The organism is Paenibacillus sp. cl130, from assembly GCF_900116035.1.
Taxonomy (GTDB): domain Bacteria; phylum Bacillota; class Bacilli; order Paenibacillales; family Paenibacillaceae; genus Paenibacillus; species Paenibacillus polymyxa_B.
In genome coordinates this window covers 547,726-564,823 of record NZ_FOYG01000003.1, presented here as the reverse complement: position 1 = coordinate 564,823, position 17,098 = coordinate 547,726, and the positions used below count along the sequence as shown (strand labels likewise).

At 44.3% G+C, this 17,098-nt stretch carries 16 protein-coding genes and 1 pseudogene; 15 read left to right on the top strand and 2 right to left on the bottom strand.

The window, feature by feature from the left end; all coding sequences use genetic code 11:
* The first annotated feature begins 5 nt into the window (after window positions 1-5).
* The 5 genes and pseudogenes from BM358_RS26845 to BM358_RS26840 form a co-directional block, all read left to right on the top strand.
* Complete coding sequence (locus tag BM358_RS26845) at window positions 6-350, top strand: hypothetical protein (RefSeq protein WP_028541656.1); 345 nt, start codon at window positions 6-8, stop codon at window positions 348-350.
* A gap of 408 nt (window positions 351-758) precedes the next feature.
* The gene (locus BM358_RS11635) at window positions 759-1,433 is read left to right on the top strand and encodes a response regulator transcription factor (protein ID WP_028541655.1); all 675 of its coding nucleotides are present in this window, start codon (window positions 759-761) and stop codon (window positions 1,431-1,433) included.
* Window positions 1,430-2,797 (top strand): sensor histidine kinase, encoded by a 1,368-nt coding sequence (locus BM358_RS11630; protein WP_028541654.1) that lies wholly within the window; start codon window positions 1,430-1,432, stop codon window positions 2,795-2,797. The genes BM358_RS11635 and BM358_RS11630 overlap by 4 nt, the downstream gene beginning before the upstream one ends.
* Before the next feature lie 228 nt (window positions 2,798-3,025).
* On the top strand, window positions 3,026-3,988 hold the full coding sequence (locus tag BM358_RS11625) for an alpha/beta fold hydrolase (RefSeq protein ID WP_371263077.1): 963 nt from the start codon (window positions 3,026-3,028) through the stop codon (window positions 3,986-3,988).
* Window positions 3,989-4,177: 189 nt separating this feature from the next.
* Window positions 4,178-4,381 (top strand): annotated as a pseudogene (locus BM358_RS26840) (ABC transporter ATP-binding protein); the annotation flags it as partial.
* A 134-nt stretch (window positions 4,382-4,515) separates the two neighbouring features.
* On the opposite strand, the gene BM358_RS11615 reads toward BM358_RS26840, so the two are convergent.
* Complete coding sequence (locus tag BM358_RS11615; protein WP_028541653.1) at window positions 4,516-5,733, bottom strand: MFS transporter; 1,218 nt, start codon at window positions 5,731-5,733, stop codon at window positions 4,516-4,518.
* Window positions 5,734-6,122: 389 nt separating this feature from the next.
* Between BM358_RS11615 and BM358_RS11610 the strand changes: the two genes are divergently transcribed.
* Entirely contained in the window at window positions 6,123-7,226 is a 1,104-nt protein-coding gene (locus tag BM358_RS11610) for a DUF3900 domain-containing protein (RefSeq protein WP_028541652.1), read from the top strand.
* Window positions 7,227-7,344: 118 nt separating this feature from the next.
* On the opposite strand, the gene BM358_RS11605 is transcribed toward BM358_RS11610, so the two are convergent.
* Window positions 7,345-8,274: an L-lactate dehydrogenase gene (locus tag BM358_RS11605; protein WP_013310450.1), complete on the bottom strand. Its 930-nt coding sequence runs from the start codon at window positions 8,272-8,274 to the stop codon at window positions 7,345-7,347.
* 232 nt (window positions 8,275-8,506) lie between these two features.
* On the opposite strand from BM358_RS11605, the gene BM358_RS11600 reads away from it, so the two are divergent.
* From BM358_RS11600 to bioB, 9 genes are all read left to right on the top strand, one after another.
* Window positions 8,507-9,898, top strand: coding sequence for a branched-chain amino acid transporter BcaP (locus BM358_RS11600; protein WP_023988889.1), 1,392 nt, complete (start codon window positions 8,507-8,509; stop codon window positions 9,896-9,898).
* Between the two features lie 164 nt (window positions 9,899-10,062).
* Window positions 10,063-11,313 carry a WD40/YVTN/BNR-like repeat-containing protein gene (locus BM358_RS11595; protein ID WP_023988888.1) on the top strand — a complete coding sequence of 417 codons (1,251 nt, stop codon included), beginning with the start codon at window positions 10,063-10,065 and terminating at the stop codon, window positions 11,311-11,313.
* A gap of 153 nt (window positions 11,314-11,466) precedes the next feature.
* A complete protein-coding gene (locus BM358_RS11590) occupies window positions 11,467-11,649 on the top strand; it encodes a hypothetical protein (protein ID WP_028541651.1) in 183 nt (60 codons plus the stop codon).
* 188 nt (window positions 11,650-11,837) lie between these two features.
* Window positions 11,838-12,233: a DUF2500 domain-containing protein gene (locus tag BM358_RS11585; protein WP_013371386.1), complete on the top strand. Its 396-nt coding sequence runs from the start codon at window positions 11,838-11,840 to the stop codon at window positions 12,231-12,233.
* Between the two features lie 134 nt (window positions 12,234-12,367).
* Window positions 12,368-13,117 (top strand): SDR family NAD(P)-dependent oxidoreductase, encoded by a 750-nt coding sequence (locus BM358_RS11580; protein WP_023988886.1) that lies wholly within the window; start codon window positions 12,368-12,370, stop codon window positions 13,115-13,117.
* Between the two features lie 120 nt (window positions 13,118-13,237).
* A complete protein-coding gene (locus tag BM358_RS11575; RefSeq protein ID WP_023988885.1) occupies window positions 13,238-13,660 on the top strand; it encodes a cell wall hydrolase in 423 nt (140 codons plus the stop codon).
* Window positions 13,661-13,716: 56 nt separating this feature from the next.
* The gene (gene gerQ, locus BM358_RS11570; protein WP_023988884.1) at window positions 13,717-14,172 is read left to right on the top strand and encodes a spore coat protein GerQ; all 456 of its coding nucleotides are present in this window, start codon (window positions 13,717-13,719) and stop codon (window positions 14,170-14,172) included.
* A gap of 388 nt (window positions 14,173-14,560) precedes the next feature.
* Window positions 14,561-15,862, top strand: coding sequence for a hemolysin family protein (locus BM358_RS11565; protein ID WP_175405309.1), 1,302 nt, complete (start codon window positions 14,561-14,563; stop codon window positions 15,860-15,862).
* Window positions 15,863-16,065: 203 nt separating this feature from the next.
* Complete coding sequence (bioB, locus tag BM358_RS11560) at window positions 16,066-17,073, top strand: biotin synthase BioB (protein ID WP_028541650.1); 1,008 nt, start codon at window positions 16,066-16,068, stop codon at window positions 17,071-17,073.
* The last annotated feature ends 25 nt before the right edge of the window (window positions 17,074-17,098 follow it).

Sequence of the window (17,098 nt, the reverse complement as noted above, 5' to 3'; positions counted from 1 at the left end):
GCGGTGTGCATCGTACACATTTTTTACGTAAAGGCTTCGAGCTTTCGCACAGTAAAATGCTATTTCATGATCCAGTCCAGATTACAAGAAGGTTCGTTACGCCTTATTTAGAGCTAGCGCTGAACATCGACTATTCAGCCGCCTGGTCCGTGGATGGATTTCGTTCAGAGCGTGAGCATGGAGGACATGTACAGCTCATTTACATGAATGATGTGAAGATCCATGCGGAGATGCCAGCAAGCAAGGAGATGATCACATGGAGCTGCGTTTTAATCCTTTGCTTCGGAGAGAATTGCTACAAGAACTGGATATTCGTCTGGAGCAATCTTTTGCTTGTATGGAGACGCTAATACTCCTGACATGCGAGCTATTGCTCAGGAATTGTCATCTCATCCTTATCAGGGCATAACCCGACAGCTTTTTTGGAGAGTAAGGCACTGGAACTTATAGCTCTGTCCCCATTAATGCTAGTAGGGTGTTTTTAAATTAACAGGAGTGTCCTTATGACAAATGATGGGCATTCCTGGTTTCAAGAAGCAAAAAAAGTATAACCGAGGCAGGGATTTAAGACGTCCCGCATTGCCCGCCCTTTGGGTATTGGTAAATCAGGACAACAGGGCCATGATGAGGGCTCTGAGACCTGCGGAAACCGGGAGGAATAACACTGTAAAATTATAGGAAGAATAGGAACGATTCAATTTTATTTATAGTATAATGGTTACTTCAATATGGGATGAAAACAGGGAAAGAGGAAACGAATGCCTACTATACTGGTTGCTGACGACGATGCGAACATTCGCGAACTCGTCTGTTTATTTCTACGCAACGACGGATTCGTAACAGCCGAAGCCGCAGACGGCAAGGAAGCACTGACCGTCTACGCTACAAGGCATATCGATCTTGTCGTGCTCGATATTATGATGCCGATAATGGATGGTTGGACGTTATGCAAGGAGCTCAGAAGAGCCAATCCTGATCTTCCCTTACTTATGCTGACTGCGAGAGGCGAAACATGGGAGAAAGTGAAAGGTTTCGAACTTGGAACAGATGATTATTTGACGAAACCGTTTGATCCACTAGAATTGACAGTTCGGGTCAGAGCACTGCTGAAACGCTATCGGATTGGCACCACGCAGACGATCCAGTTCGGCAACGTCATCCTTGATCGGCAGACCTATAAGGTGATGAGAGGGACGGAGTCGCTCACGTTGCCGCTCAAGGAGTTCGAATTGCTGTATAAGCTCGCTGGAACACCTGGACAAGTGTATACGCGCGAGCAGTTGATCGATCAAATTTGGGGGATCGATTATACTGGAGATGATCGAACGATAGACGTACATATTAAACGCCTGCGCGAACGGTTCGCTACAACACCCGATTTTCGTATCGAGACGGTGCGTGGACTTGGCTACCGGCTTGAGGTTTACGAATGATCAGATCCTTATATACACGTGTTGTCCTGACATTTCTGGTCTCCGTCCTCGCGGGCACGATCATTGCTTTTTTTGTAACATTTTGGGTGTTTGAAGAGAAATTGAACGAAAATTTGCAAACCACCTTATTTAACTTTGGTCAGGACATTGTCCGGGTTTACGAAACCATTCCGTTACGTGAAGCGGACTTATTCGTAAGTGGAATGAAACAACTCGATTCCTATTATATTCGAATTTTTGATGAAACGGGGCAGTTCCAGTCTTACGGAGCGCTTAACGGACAAAAACCTGTTACTGTGACGATGGATCAAGTAAGGAAAGTATTGGGTGGAGAAGTTGTTCAAGTTAATCCGAGTAGTGTTTCAATGAACCTCTTGGGACTGAGGTTGAAAACGGAAATGGGAATGAAAGCGATGTTTGTGGAGCCGCTTATGTATCCTTCCGTCTCTTTTGCTCAAAAATGGTTATTTACTTTTTTGACCTATTCGTTGGTAACAGGAAGTCTATTGATTTTGGTTGCCTCTATATTCCTAGTCAGACCGATCAAAAAACTGACAAAAGCGACCAGACGTATAGCAGTTGGAGATTTCAACGTCAAGCTGAATATTAAGCAAAAGGGTGAGCTAGGTACTTTGGCTCGCAGCTTTGAAGAAATGATGCATGATCTACAGCAACTTGAGCAGATGCGTAGGGAGTTCGTCACGAATGTGTCGCATGAAGTTCAGTCGCCGCTCACCTCGATATCCGGTTATGCTATAGCACTCAAGCAAGTAGATATAGCAGATAACGAGCGAAGTCGTTATCTCGATATCATCATCGCGGAAGCAGATCGGATGTCCAAGATGAGCGATAGCCTGCTAAAGCTGAGTTTGCTTGAATCGCAGTCACAGCAGATGCGGCTGGTCACGTTCAGCCTTGATGAACAGATCAGACGAGTCATCGTCGCGATCCAGCCGCAATGGTCGGCTCGCAACATCCGTTTCGAGCTCAATTTGAAGACCGTTCGCCTATTGGCGGATCAAGATCAATTAAACCAGGTATGGACGAACATACTCGGTAATAGCATCAAATTTTCCAAGAATGGCAGCGTTATTAACGTCAGCATCAAGCAAGATATCAAAAGCGTAGCAGTCCGAATATCCGATACGGGCATTGGCATTTCCCTTGAGGACCAGAAGCGTATATTCGAGCGATTTTTTAAAGCTGATCGTTCCCACAGTCGTAAATATGGCGGTAGCGGTATGGGACTCGCCATCGTTAAACAGATCGTATCGCTTCATCAAGGCGACATTCGAGTGGAAAGTGAACCCGGCCAAGGAACGACCGTCATTGTCACCTTGCCAATCACAACGCCACCAGATTAGTTAGATTCATAGGGTATCATTCGGATTATCTAAACCGCATTTTCCATGATACAGCATAATGTGCAGTTTCCTTGGACAACGTAGCATTTTTTTGCTTGTTCATACTCCGTTCATATTGTCGTCATAGGGAGTACATCTTCTTTCGTTAAGCTTTCATTAGCGGCTCGTTAAGGTAGCCCAACAAACAGAATGGGACAGGAGAAGTTGAGCGTGAAACGAAGAGAGGTAATGAAAATGAGGAATGGAACGAGAACAAATAAAGTACGAAGCATTTTGCTTAAAATAATAGGAACAATAGTTATAGCAATCGTGCTTTTTCTAGCCGTTGTCTATACAGTTAATATTATCAGCAGCAAATCAGAGCAAGGAAAAATACAATCCTATGGTCAGTTCGTACCTGTAGATGGGAAAAAAATGAATGTTTTGATTCAAGGAAAAGGCGAAGAGACCGTCGTGTTACTACCAGGTTATGGAACAGCAGCACCAGCACTTGATTTTAAACCGCTAGTAGAAGAGCTATCTCCATTTTACAAAGTCATCGTTATTGAGCCTTTTGGTTATGGATTAAGTGATCTAACCGAAAAGGAACGAAACACAGAGAATATTGTAAGTGAAATTCATGAAGCTTTACAGAGTCTTAAAATTGACCGATATATTCTAATGGGTCATTCCATTGCAGGCATTTACGGACTGGATTATGTGAACAAATATGAAAACGAAGTGAGTGCTTTTGTCGGAATTGATAGCAGTGTTCCAACGCAAGGTGGTATGGATGCTGAATTACCAATAAAAACGTTTAAATTTCTCAAAAAATCAGGTTTAGCCAGATTGGTAATGAAACTTACTGGTGACCCATATGCTGGACTACCCTATGATGATGAAACAAAAGAACAAATGAGAATCCTTTCTCTCAAAAACATGTATAATTCCAGCACCTCAAACGAAATGGAAAATATTTATCCTAATTTTAAAGCAGCTAAAAATTTAACATTCCCAAAAAATCTGCCCCTTATTTTCTTTATACAAGCGAATAATACAGATGTGGAAAGATGGATACCACTACATGAAGAGCAAGTCAAAAATTCTGTTCATGGAAAAGTAATGACACTTGAAGGAGAACATTATTTACACCATACCAAATCAAAGGAAATCGTTGAAAACTTCAGGAGCTTTATGAAAGAAATAAAATAAGTGCACTGAAAAAGGCACCTTCACTATTTTCTACAAATGTATAAGTGATATAAAAAACCGTCCTTTGGTCATATCCCTGTCAAGTAGACAGATGAAAAAAGCTATGTAGCCAGCGCGTGCGGATACTCAATCGGTGCGCGCTGTTTGAGTTAAGACTGAAATCACTCGTAGTTATAAAAGTAGAGACAACAACAGGCAGGTGAGCGTATCGTCCAATTGCTGAACGAGCCAGTGATGCTGGGTGACCAGCTGCCTTCGGAAAGACACGACATTGAGCTGAGGCGCATAAGTTTTGGGTATGGTGACCAGCCTGTACTGCGGGATGTGAGCAGGCTTATGCCATTCCGTTCTTTCACAGCGCTTGTAGGTCCTTCTGGTAGCGGAAAAAGTACGGCCTGTATGCACGATTGTGGAAAAGACAGCATGAAGGAAGAGAGTCATAATCTGTATGAATTCATGATACAAACATTAAGAAACCGCCCCCGGAGGATGCCATATCATATCTCCAGGGGCGGTTTCTTGTGCTGTTATTTAGAATCATCAGCTATGACAGCTTGTACGGGCTGCCTGTCACGAAGCAATGGTAACAACAGCATCGCTCCGACCAAAAACAAGCCGGCGCTCACGGTATATACGGTGTTCAGGGAGGATTCGTGTTTGAGTGTTCCGCCGATACTCATACCGACGACCATCATCCCGGAGAACAGGGGAGAGAGGGCACCACCGACGCGGCCGATAAAAGCAGCTTCGGCGTTTTTCATCATCATTGTGTTGATACCGATATGAATGCAAGGATAAAATAGGCCGCTGAAAACTTGTAGTGCCATTGTCAGCACAATATTGTGTGACCATCCGACACCAAAGGTTGTCAGTGTGCTGACCAAAAGTCCGGCCACCAGCAGCAATTGCGGCTGTGCTTTTTTGGCAACCCCCATAATCAGGCCGCCTCCCACCAGCATAGCCGCTCCGTTCGCCATTAACGGCCATTGCAGGAATTCCTTGTTTTGTCCAAGGTTCTCGATGGCGACAAAAACCATTAATGGTTGAATAAGTCCGACAGCCAGCCCAATTACGGTAAATGTTCCCCCAAGCGTGCGAAGTGTGCGGTTATTCCATACATAACGTATTCCTTCTTTAAGCTCTTGAATGAAATGAGTTGGTTGATCATCTATCTCAAGTGATTGTTCATCTTGTGGAATGCGAGTCAGAACAAGCGCCGAGATGAGAAACAATATTCCGGTTATAGACATTGAAGTGAAAATTCCAAAGTGTTGATAAATAAATGTACCGATAACAGGGCCGATAACCATAAATAATGCCATGAGAGATTGAAAAAGGGCCATCACTCCCTGTAGCTGTTCTGGTGCTACATGCTGCTTAAATATCTTCATCGCAGACGGCTGAGAAAATTGAGATAGAATGGCTGAAAAGAAAGTGGACAGCAAAAGCACCTGCCATGACCCGTACCATAATGCCAACAAAACAATAAAAATAGAGGCCGCGGATAGCAAATCGCAACTAATCATGGTCCGTTTGGGCCGCCAACGGTCCGCGAATGTTCCTCCAATGATAGCGAACAGAAAAATAGGCATGAATTCAGCAACCGAAATGAGCGATACGTATACGGGATCATTATTAGTCAAATCTGTTACATACAACAGTATGGCAAAGTTGCGCACCCAAATGCCCAAATTTAGCAGCGCATTGGAGGCGATAATGGTCCTTATATATGGATTTTTAAACAACAACAAACTCTCCTTTCCTGTTTTCAGGGCGCAACCCCCTTGAAATATCATTTTATATAAACAAAATATATTTTTGTCTATATAATAATAGATAATATAATAAATTGACTACTGATTAGTCAAATGTTTTTTGAAATCATGAAGAAAGTAGAGCATGGAAAATAAAGAGGTCAATGATCCTTAAAGACGTGAATTAGAATAGTGGTAAAAGTACTCACTTTAAACTTGTGAATTGGGAATAATATCTAAATAAAAAAACTATCAACATAATAAATATTATGTTAACTAAACTATTTATCTAATAATAGGGATCTGAATCCGATGTACCTTTTAAAATCATAGTGATATAATTACGCGTACATGCCTGAAAAGGAGCGAATGGAACGTAAATGAACTTTCAAGTGGATTTTTTATCTTTTTTTGTAATTCAGGTAGATGGAAAAGAAGGACAGGGTGGTAAGTCCTATAAGCATTACGCTACAATGGACGACTACGATTATGACGAAAGCGATGTTAAAAAATTTCTGGACGGGGAATTTGCTCGTATTAGCAAGCGGAAGGTTGAAAAAAACCCCAGCACAGAGCAGGCACCGACCAAAATCGGCCGCTTTATCGTCGAACCGGAGCATGAATTGAGCAGTAATCCGAATTTCAATATGTTCGCCCGACTGCGGGCAGCAGAGGATAAGGAAGATTTTAAAAATGCTTGTGACGATCTGGTGCGGATGTATCTGGATACGAGCGCAGTACGCGGCGGAGCGCTGATCATTGTACAGGCTACCTTGAATACACACTCGGATGATCCGTTTATTTTTGTGCTTAAATGTGATTTTGAACCTAAAATTGCCAGAATTACTGAAAGCAGTCTGGTGAGTGAGGTCGAAATGGCTATTTCTGCCCGTAATATGAAATCCATCATGTATCCTTACATGCTTGAGGAAGGGATGAACGATGAGTGGGAGCTTAAAATTCACCAGTCTTCGCATGCCCGGTATTTTGAAGATTTTTTGAAATTCGTGACCTATGAGCAATCCATGCCGGAAATCGTCAATGAGCATGTCATGGGCTTCGTTCAGAACTATGTAGAAACCAAATGGCCGGATGCATCTAATGAGGAAAGACAGCAGGAAGAGCGCGATCTGGAATTGTGGGCGGCTAGCGAAAAACGGGATCTGCAAGGGAAATGGGAACCCCTTCAGGTCGTAGAGGCTGCACAGCATATTGTCGAGCTGAAACCAGAAATTGAAGTTCGTTTCAAACTAGATGATACGGCCGTGCGTGGGCTACTGTCCGACTTTGGCGCCAAACTGCATATCACGAAACTTCATGATAGATATGCACTTATTATTGAAGGTGATGCATTTACGTTTGAAAAGGGATTTTCACCGATTGAGTTGCTCCAACCTGAATCGTTTGAAACGGTGGCTGAGCGGCTAAAAGAGAAACGCCAGCATGAAAATGAGGACGTGGATGGCGATACGCCACCTTGGTAATTCGAATGCATAGCAGGACGACAAACTGAACTTTTACATTATAATGACTAAAAAACTGGCCTCTCAACGGATATTACCGCTGTGGAGGCCAGTTTTGTTTAGTATTTATGTTCGCGATCTACATATGAACTTTGCTAATTTGATCCTTCAGCTTGTCCGCAGATTGAAGCAATCTTGCACGTTCCTCGTCATTGAGCGGAAGATCCAAAATTTCACGTACCCCATTGTGATCTACGATACTTGGAACACCTAAATATACGTCAGATACTCCGTTATAATCTTCCAGCAAGGTGGACACATTAAGTACCGACCCCTCGTCCCCGAGAATGGCGGCTACGATTCGGTCGAGAGCCAGCCCGATAGCATAAGAAGTTGCGCCTTTAGCATCTATAATTTCATAGGCAGCATTCTTGGTATTTTCAAAAATTTCATTTTTCGTTTCTTCACCCAGCTCCAGTGGAGTTCCAGCTACGTTGGCTGTGCTCCATACAGGTAACTCGGAGTCACCGTGTTCTCCAATAATATGGGCGTGGATGCTTCGTGGATCGATGCCCTTTTGCTTCCCGATCAAATAACGGAAGCGTGCGCTGTCCAGCAACGTACCTGACCCAATGACTCTGCTTGAAGGCCAACCACTGCGTTTCCAAGAGATGTAGGAGAGAATGTCCACTGGATTGGTAGCGATCAGCAAAATGCCGTGTGTATTGACCTTAACGATATTATCAATAATACTTTCAAAAATTTCGGCATTACGCTTCAGCAAATCAATGCGCGTTTCTCCCGGCTTTTGTGAAGCCCCTGCTGTAACAATAATGATATCTGCATCACGGCAGTCTTCATAATCACCTGCCCACACTTTGACACCGCCGAGAAAGGGAAGCCCATGATTCATATCGAGCATTTCCCCCTTCGCCTTTTTGACGTTGACATCAATAAAGACAAGTTCTGACATGCGTTGGCGCAGCAGTAGGGTATAGCCGGTTGTTGTACCAACCGCTCCCATGCCGACAATGGCCACTCTACTTCGTTTGTAAGGTTTTAAGCTCATAAAATCCTCATCTCCTTCTCGGGTTGAATACCTTTTCATTTTGGGGTATTTCTTAAAAATTTATCTTTCCAACTTAGTGTACCGTATATATTTACCCACCGCAAAGAAATATGACATTTTTCCTTGACTTCAAAGACGAGCTCGCTAATAATTAATCGAATGATAAGAACACGCACTAAAGCGTTGCAGCACCGATATTGACGCATGAAATTATGGAAAGAGGATTCGGCATATGGACTTATTTCGAAAAAAAACAGGACTGCTCCCGCATGAGGAAAGCGGATCTACAGGTCACTTAAAGAGAACAATGGGTGCCTTTGATCTCACCATGCTAGGTGTAGGATGTATTATCGGTACTGGGATTTTTGTTATTACTGGCAAGGCAGCAGCAGAAAATGCAGGTCCTGGATTGATGCTCTCCTTTGTTATTGCAGGTATTGCCTGCGTACTAGCAGCCTTGTGTTATGCGGAGCTTTCATCTACAGTTCCCGCAGCTGGGAGCGCTTATGCGTATAGTTATATTGTATTTGGAGAAATTTTGGCCTGGGTACTGGGTTGGGACCTGATTCTGGAATACGGAGTGGCGGCCGCCTCTGTGAGTAGTGGATGGTCTGCTTACTTTCAAGGCTTGCTGGCTGGATTTGATGTACATTTACCGCTGGCTTTAACCGCAGCCTTCGATTCAACTAAGGGAACCATTATTGATCTACCAGCCGTGTGCATCATTATGCTCATCACACTGTTACTGAGTCTCGGAGCCAAGGAGACGGTCCGATTCAATTTAATAATGGTTTGTGTTAAAGTCGGAGTTGTATTGCTATTTATTGGGATCGGTATCTTTTATGTTAAGCCTGACAACTGGACACCATTTTTGCCTTATGGTTTTTCTGGTGTTTTGAGTGCTGCGGCAATCGTATTTTTTGCTTATCTGGGTTTTGATGCCATCTCAACTGCAGCCGAAGAGGTTCGCAATCCGCAGCGGAATATGCCCATCGGCATTATTTCTTCTCTAGCGATCTGCACGGTACTGTATATTGCGGTTTCAGTTGTACTAACAGGAATGGTACCTTATACGCAGTTGGGGGTAAGTGATCCTGTTGCGTTTGCTCTCCGCTTTATTCATCAGGATTTTGTAGCCGGATTGATTTCAGTCGGTGCGATTGCGGGGATGACCACCGTTTTACTGGTGCTGTTGTTTGGTCAAACGCGGTTAATTTTCTCTATGTCACGTGATGGCCTTTTACCCGTTTTTTTATCCAAAATAAATGCCAAAACTCAAACACCGATACGAAGCACTTGGCTGGTGGGCAGCATTATCGCATTGGCTAGTGGATTGTTTCCATTACATGCACTGACCAATTTGACGAGTATTGGAACCCTGTTCGCTTTTGCTGTGGTATCGGTAGGGGTTATCGTGCTGCGCAAGAAACGCCCTGATTTGAAAAGAGGCTTTACCGTGCCGTGGGTGCCGTTGCTCCCGCTTTTAAGTGCTTTGGTTTGCATCGGTCTGATGCTTCAGCTTCATATTAGCACCTGGATTGGATTTATTGTGTGGCTCCTGCTTGGATTGCTGATCTATTTCTTCTATGGATACCACAAAAGTTTGTTGAACCGTAAATCTTAATAAATTCTAGTATAAAAAAAGCCGGCATCCTGCACTTTTGTGAAGGGTCCGGTTTTTTTTGACATTACGCGAAAAGTGTCACATAGAGGCGTTTATGGTATAATTCTGTTTCAGATAAGCTTTTGGCACGTGATTACAGCATGCCATCGAGGGAGGATTTTTATATGAAACTGCGCTGGCGTGCGCTCTTAGGGGGAGTACTGCTACTGACGGGCATTCTACTGACTGCCTGTTCTGCTGAAGCCCCAGAAACGTTAACTAAACCTCCGATTGAGGAACCTGATGACCAGGGTCAGACGATTACTATTAATCCACCAGTGACTCCAAAGGTGGGCGATCCCAACGCCAAATATGTAGTTCAGACGCGAATAGCGGATTTTCATTTAATTGATAACAATAAAGGGTTAGTTTGGGGAGTTACCCATAATGAGCTCCGGCTTTATGATACTCATGATGGCGGAAAGACATGGAATAATATTTCCCCCTCCGAAAATGTCCAATTTCAAGACAAACTTGAATATGGAAAGGACATCAGTTTCACTGATTCTCGTCACGGTTGGGTTGTCCGTCAAAATTTGGACAAAACAGCAACCGTCATTCTGAGAACAGCAGATGGAGGACAGAGCTGGGATGTTTCAGCGCTTCCAAGCGGGGATCATGTGAGCTCGATTCAATATGTAAATCCAACTACTGGCTGGATCATGGCATATGTAAAACTGAATGAGCAGGATCAACAAAAACTGTTGTATCACACCACTGACGGGGGAGCCACGTGGAATAAAGTTGCGCAAAGTTCTGGTACGACATCCAACAAAACAGGCTCAGGTTTACCCGATCGGGGCAGTCTGGCAGGAATGAGCTTTTCTTCCAACAATCAGGGATTTGTAGCGATCAATCTGGATAGCAGTGTTAAGTTATACAAGACTTCGAATCAAGGGAAAACCTGGACTCCGGTAGCTAACAGAATACAAGGCTGCCCTCAGGCCAAAGCAGAAGCTCAGCAGTCTCTGAAAGGGAGCAGTTCCTCGTATTGGATTCCGGTTCTTTGCTATGGGGCTAACGGCACAAAATATAATGGACTGTTTACAAATGATACAGGGGCCCAATGGAGCGGTGTGCCTTTGGGTCTGAGTAGCAACATTAATTCTATTATCCCTGGACGTACGTTTCTAAACGAAAAGGAAGGGTGGATCATAACTGAAACCGGAATGAGCCGTACATTGGATGGGGGGAAGACGTGGACAAGTCTCACAGGCAACAAAGTGCTACCTTTGAAGCTAAAAGACTACCCACGATCGGTCAAGCTCCGTTTCGCTTCTTCTTCGGTGGGTTGGCTCCTTTTGGAACGCCTTGATGATAAGAAGTCACTGCTGCTGAAGACGACGGACGGCGGTGCGAACTGGAGAATTTTATAATCGCTATAAAGCTGATTGCCCTGGGGTGTTTTTCCCAGGGCGTTTTATTTTTAAAAAATTTAAATTTTATACGACTATATGTGAAAAAAATCACAAACCAACGAATAAGCCGCTGTTATACTAAACCTGTAAACAACGATAGGAGTGATAATCATGACAGCGAATCAGGATCATATGTTAACCCAATACTACCTTCAATTTTGTTATACTTGCCAGGATGCCTATGGTTGCACGACTGAAGAGGACTGCAAGCAGTGTGCAGAGCGTTACGCTGAAGACGAAGATCATGAAGTTCTGGATGAAACACAACGTTATCTCCAGCTTGTACATGTGTAAATCGATGCATCATTCTGATATCGCCATATCTTGAGCCTCCCGGACTATTCCGTGGGGGCTCTTGGCGTTCTTGAGAGTTGCTATCAAATTTGGGCAGGAACATACATATACTGTTATAGAAAGCTTAGGTCAGGTCAGGATGCCCGGTAGTTTCCCTGTGGAATGCCTGGCGGAGAGGAGTGCGGTGCATGGGATTTGAGTCATTATGGATGTTCGATTGGCTGGGCACGGTACTGCCCGTATTTTTCGTTGTCGTGTTGGGAATTGTCGTGTTGTCTGCAGGCAGGGAAGTCATGGAATGGAGTCGGAATAAAAGACAGCCTGTATTGACGGTCGGTTCCCGAATTACAGCCAGAAGGACACATCTCCAACAGAGGCGGCAGGAGGAACAAGGGACTCGTACCTATACTTTCTATTACGTAACCTTCGAGGTGGAGAGTGGCGACCGGATGGAGTTCAAGGTATCTGGGGAAGAATATGGTCAATGCGCTGAAGGTGATGAGGGACGGCTTACTTTTCAGGGTACAAGGTATATCGGGTTTCAGCGTCTTAATCGCTATAGCTTGGAACAGGTTAAAATGTAGAATTCAGTCTAATGTTCTTGGATTCATTTACAGCCTTCTGCGAGAAATCAGGATAGGGGGCTGTAGATGTTTCTTGTACAGCACATTTTGGTACATATATATTAGAACAGAGTAGTTCAGAGGAGGAATGATATGTGTCATTTGAGGGACAAGTTGTTATTGTAACAGGAGCGGCGCATGGCATCGGGAAAGAGGTCGCTTTTGCCTACGCTGCTCAGGGTGCCCATGTTGTATTTGCGGACCACAATGAGGAAGAGGGTGCCGCAGCCGCTGCAGCGGCCCGGAACGAAGGCTATCAGGCCATTTTTATTCCTTGTGATGTGCGGAAGGAAGAAGATATAGTGGCGCTAATCCGTGCCACGGAAGAAGAATACGGTACGATTCATACGCTAATTAACAACGCTGGCGTGTCCAAATGGAAATCTCCATATGAGTTAACGATAGCAGAATGGGATGACATTTTGAATACAAACGTACGCAGCTGTTTTATTGCCACTAGGGAAGCGGCTAAGGTAATGAAACGAAACGTAGAAGGTGGCTCTGTGGTCAATATGACCTCTACACGAGCTTTCATGTCAGAGCCGGATACAGAAGCCTACGCGGCATCCAAAGGAGCCATTGCGGCCCTTACACACGCGATGGCTATGTCGCTAGGAAAGGACGGGATTCAGGTCAATTGCATCAGTCCAGGGTGGATTGAAACCGGGGATTATGAGCAACTTCGTGCAGAAGACCATCAACAGCATCCGTCTGGGCGAGTAGGAACCCCTAAAGACATCGCACGGGCCTGTCTGTATTTGACACAACCTGGCAATGATTTTGTAACAGGCACGAATCTGGTAGTAGATGGTGGCATGACGCGCAAAATGATTTATGAGCCATAATAAAAGCCTAAATGAGTAGTCCCAGTCTTGGGGCTATTTTTTTGTTTTTCTGGACTGTCACCCATTGGGCATTTGTACCATACGATAGGGTATGTGATGGAGAAGCGAGGAGGGGACGCGGTGGCTGTAATCAAGACCAACTCAGAGGATGTAAGGACCCTCGCCCGACTGATGCGGGCTGAGGCCGAAGGCGAAGGAGAGCAGGGAATGCTCATGGTCGGTAATGTTGGGGTGAACCGGATTTTATCCAATTGCCTGGATTTCCAGGGCATACGTATGATGAATGACATGGTGTTTCAAAGCCCCGGCGGGTTTGAGGCTACTCAGAAGGGGTATTTTTATCAGAAAGCCCGTGATCGGGACATTCGACTTGCCCAGCGTGTAATCAATGGAGAGAAAATACGTCCGGCATCCAATTCATTATGGTTTTTCAGACCTGCCGGAGACTGCCCAGATACCTGGTATAGCCAGGTCAATACCGGACGTTTTAAAGCCCACTGCTTTTTTAGCCCGACTGTACAGGATTGTCCTAATGTATATTAGACAATTTACAGAATGGCTTTAAGAATTAAATTTAAACTATTTTAGGAGGAATTTACATGATTTCACAGCAAGCTTACCGTCCCGTATCTTATGCTTCCGGCAATGGGTATCCCGAATGGCCAAGAGGGATGACTCCAATCGGAACCATGCAGCCTATGACTGGCTTTCCACCTCAAGTAAGTAGTGGCAGCCCTATGACACCAACGGGTACCGTAGTGCAGGTTCAGACTCCGCAATACGAGCAATCATACATCGAAAATATTTTACGCTTGAACTTAGGAAAAACGGGAACCTTTTATATGACCTATGAAAATAACCGGGAATGGAATGCGAAAATATTCAAAGGCATTCTGGAAGCAGCAGGTCGGGACCACATTATTATTAGTGATCCGGCGACGGGCAAACGGACTATTCTACTAATGCTAAACCTGGACTATGCAACATTTGATGAGCCGTTGTTGTACCAATATCCCGGCGTCATCGGGAACCCGGGTGCATCCCCGGTTCGCTGATGCCTTCATATATATGAGTCTACATCCTCTGCCAGACGGCAGGGGATGTATTTTGTTTATAATCTTTCTCAAATATAGTAGCTTTCTTGATGGTAAGCGGCGAAAACGAGAGCTTTACGACCTAAATGATAGAGGAGCTGTTTTTTCTGACATTGCTTGTGGTTTGACTGTATAGAGTATAGTTATATAATTAAATATAAGCTGATGAATGATCTAATCATTTATGCGGAATATGGCTTTGGAAGCCGGAAGGAGTGAATGTGTTGGGAAGTTGACGCTGCTTATGATGTGTTATCGTTCTGTCTATGATGAAACTATCCGAAGGAGGTGCGCCTGTCTGCCGTAATGACGGCTGATGGGGAGCATATTGAGTGACCCTTTACCGAGTATGTTTAACTTATTTATAGTTTTTGCATTAGTACTATTGAATGGTTTTTTTGTATCTGCGGAATTTGCCATGGTGAAGGTCAGAGGCAGCCGTATTGAAACATTGGTGGAAGCGGGCAATAAAAAGGCCGTGTACGCCGCCAATATGTTACACAACTTGGACGCTTATTTGTCTGCCTGCCAGTTGGGTATTACACTAGCATCGTTGGGACTAGGATGGATCGGAGAGCCGGCCATCGCACATTTGATCGAACCTGTATTTACAGCCGCTGGATTAGGAGCGGTATATGTGCACGGTACTGCCGTGGTTATTGCATTTATTGTCATTACGATTCTGCATATTGTGTTGGGTGAATTGGCGCCCAAAACGATAGCTATTCGTAAATCTGAGACCATTACGCTGTATTCAGCCATGCTGATGACTTGGTTTTACAAGTTGATGTATCCATTCATATGGGCGTTAAATGGAATGGCGAACAGCCTGCTGCGTTTATTCCGTCTGGAGCCGGTATCAGAGAATGACGATTCCGCGCATACCGGAGATGAAATACGCATTCTGATGAAAGAAAGCAATAAGAGCGGACTAATTGATAATACGGAATTGGCGCTTGTTGATAATATATTTGATTTTACCGACACGACCGCCAGGGAAATCATGATTCCGCGAACTGAGATGATCTGCTTATACAGTAATGAGTCCACAGAAGAAAATCTCGCGATTGCGACGGAAAGCATGAGAACCCGTTATCCAATCTGCGCCGAAGATAAGGACCATATTATCGGCTTTATCCATATTAAGGACCTTCTACGGGCGAACACACTGGATACCCGTACGATGATTCGACCGATTCTTGCTGTCCCTGAATCTACGCAAATTAGTGATCTGCTCAAACGCATGCAGCGTAGCAAGACGCAAATCGCAATTTTGATTGATGAATATGGCGGTACATCGGGTATGGTAACACTGGAAGATATTATGGAAGAAATCGTTGGTGAAATTCAGGATGAGTTCGATCAGGAACGTCCGAGTTGTGAGCAGATTAATGACGAGGAATTTTCCATTGACGGCATGTTATTAATTGATGAAGTGAACGATCGCTTTGGACTGGATCTTGATCATGAGGATTATGATACGGTAGGGGGCTGGCTATACTCACATGTCGAGGTTATTCCCCCACTGCCTGGCCAGTCTGTAGTGTTTGAGGGATGTATGTTCACGGTAGAAGAAGTTGAAAACAAGCGGATTTCACGTATTCGGCTGATAAAACAGCCTATCATCGTGGAAGAAGCAGGAGTCTCATAACGGAATAAATCTAGAGAGCGACCTTGAACGATGTGGGGTCGCTTTTTATTTTGTCTTCTTTACAGAATGGACATGAATTGATATGATGTTCGTGTGATTGTCAACCTAATTATAATTATTTAGGTTGACAATAAAAAAAGAACTTCTCTACGCTGAAAATCTTATCCATTTACATGATCATTAAATTTTGGGAGGCAAGAAGTATGAATTTACTAAACAAGGTTATAGAATGGGACTCGTTGGCTGAAAAAGCAATACACGGCAGTTGTGTATCGCTGGAAGAAGGCATAGCGGTACTGGAAGCCGACGATGAAGAATTATTACCGATTATGCAAGCTTCATTTCGGGTGCGGCATCATTTTTATGAAAAAAAAGTAAAGCTCAACATGATCATTAATGCCAAAAGTGGCCTATGCCCGGAGGATTGCGGTTATTGCTCACAATCTATCGTATCCACGGCGCCTGTGAGCAAGTACAGTATGTTGGACAAGGAATCACTGTTGGCTGGAGCTAGGGAAGCAGTAGCGCGGAGAGCAGGGACCTATTGCATCGTAGCTTCCGGCAAAGGTCCAACAGATCGAGAACTGGATCAGGTGATTGAGGCAGTACAAGAAATTAATCGCACGATGCCGCTCAAAATTTGCGCCTGCTTAGGGATTCTCAAGGGAGATCAGGCACGGCGGTTGGCAGAGGCTGGGGTACATCGATACAATCATAATTTAAATACAAGTAAGGCCAACTATCCCTCGATTACAACCACACATACATACGATCAACGCGTCGAAACTGTGAAAATGGCTCAATCTCACGGAATGTCTCCATGCTCTGGCGTTATTATCGGGATGGGGGAAACGAATGAGGAAATCGTTCAAATGGCTTATGCCTTACGGGAGTTAGATGCTGACTCTATTCCGGTTAACTTCTTGAATCCAGTCCCTGGAACCCCGTTGGAGGGAGCAAAGCGAATATCACCTATCCAAGCTTTGAAGGTGCTGGCACTGTTCCGCTTCATCTGTCCATCCAAAGAAATACGCGTTGCAGGTGGACGAGAGTTGAATTTACGCTCGTTACAACCGCTATGCCTGTATGCAGCGAATTCAATTTTTGTAGGAGATTATTTAACGACAGAAGGCCAAGAGGTCACATTTGATCATCAAATGATTGAAGATCTTGGTTTCGAAATTGAGATGTGTGCCCTTTCAGCCGTATAATAGAAATTGTAAAAACTTGGAAGGG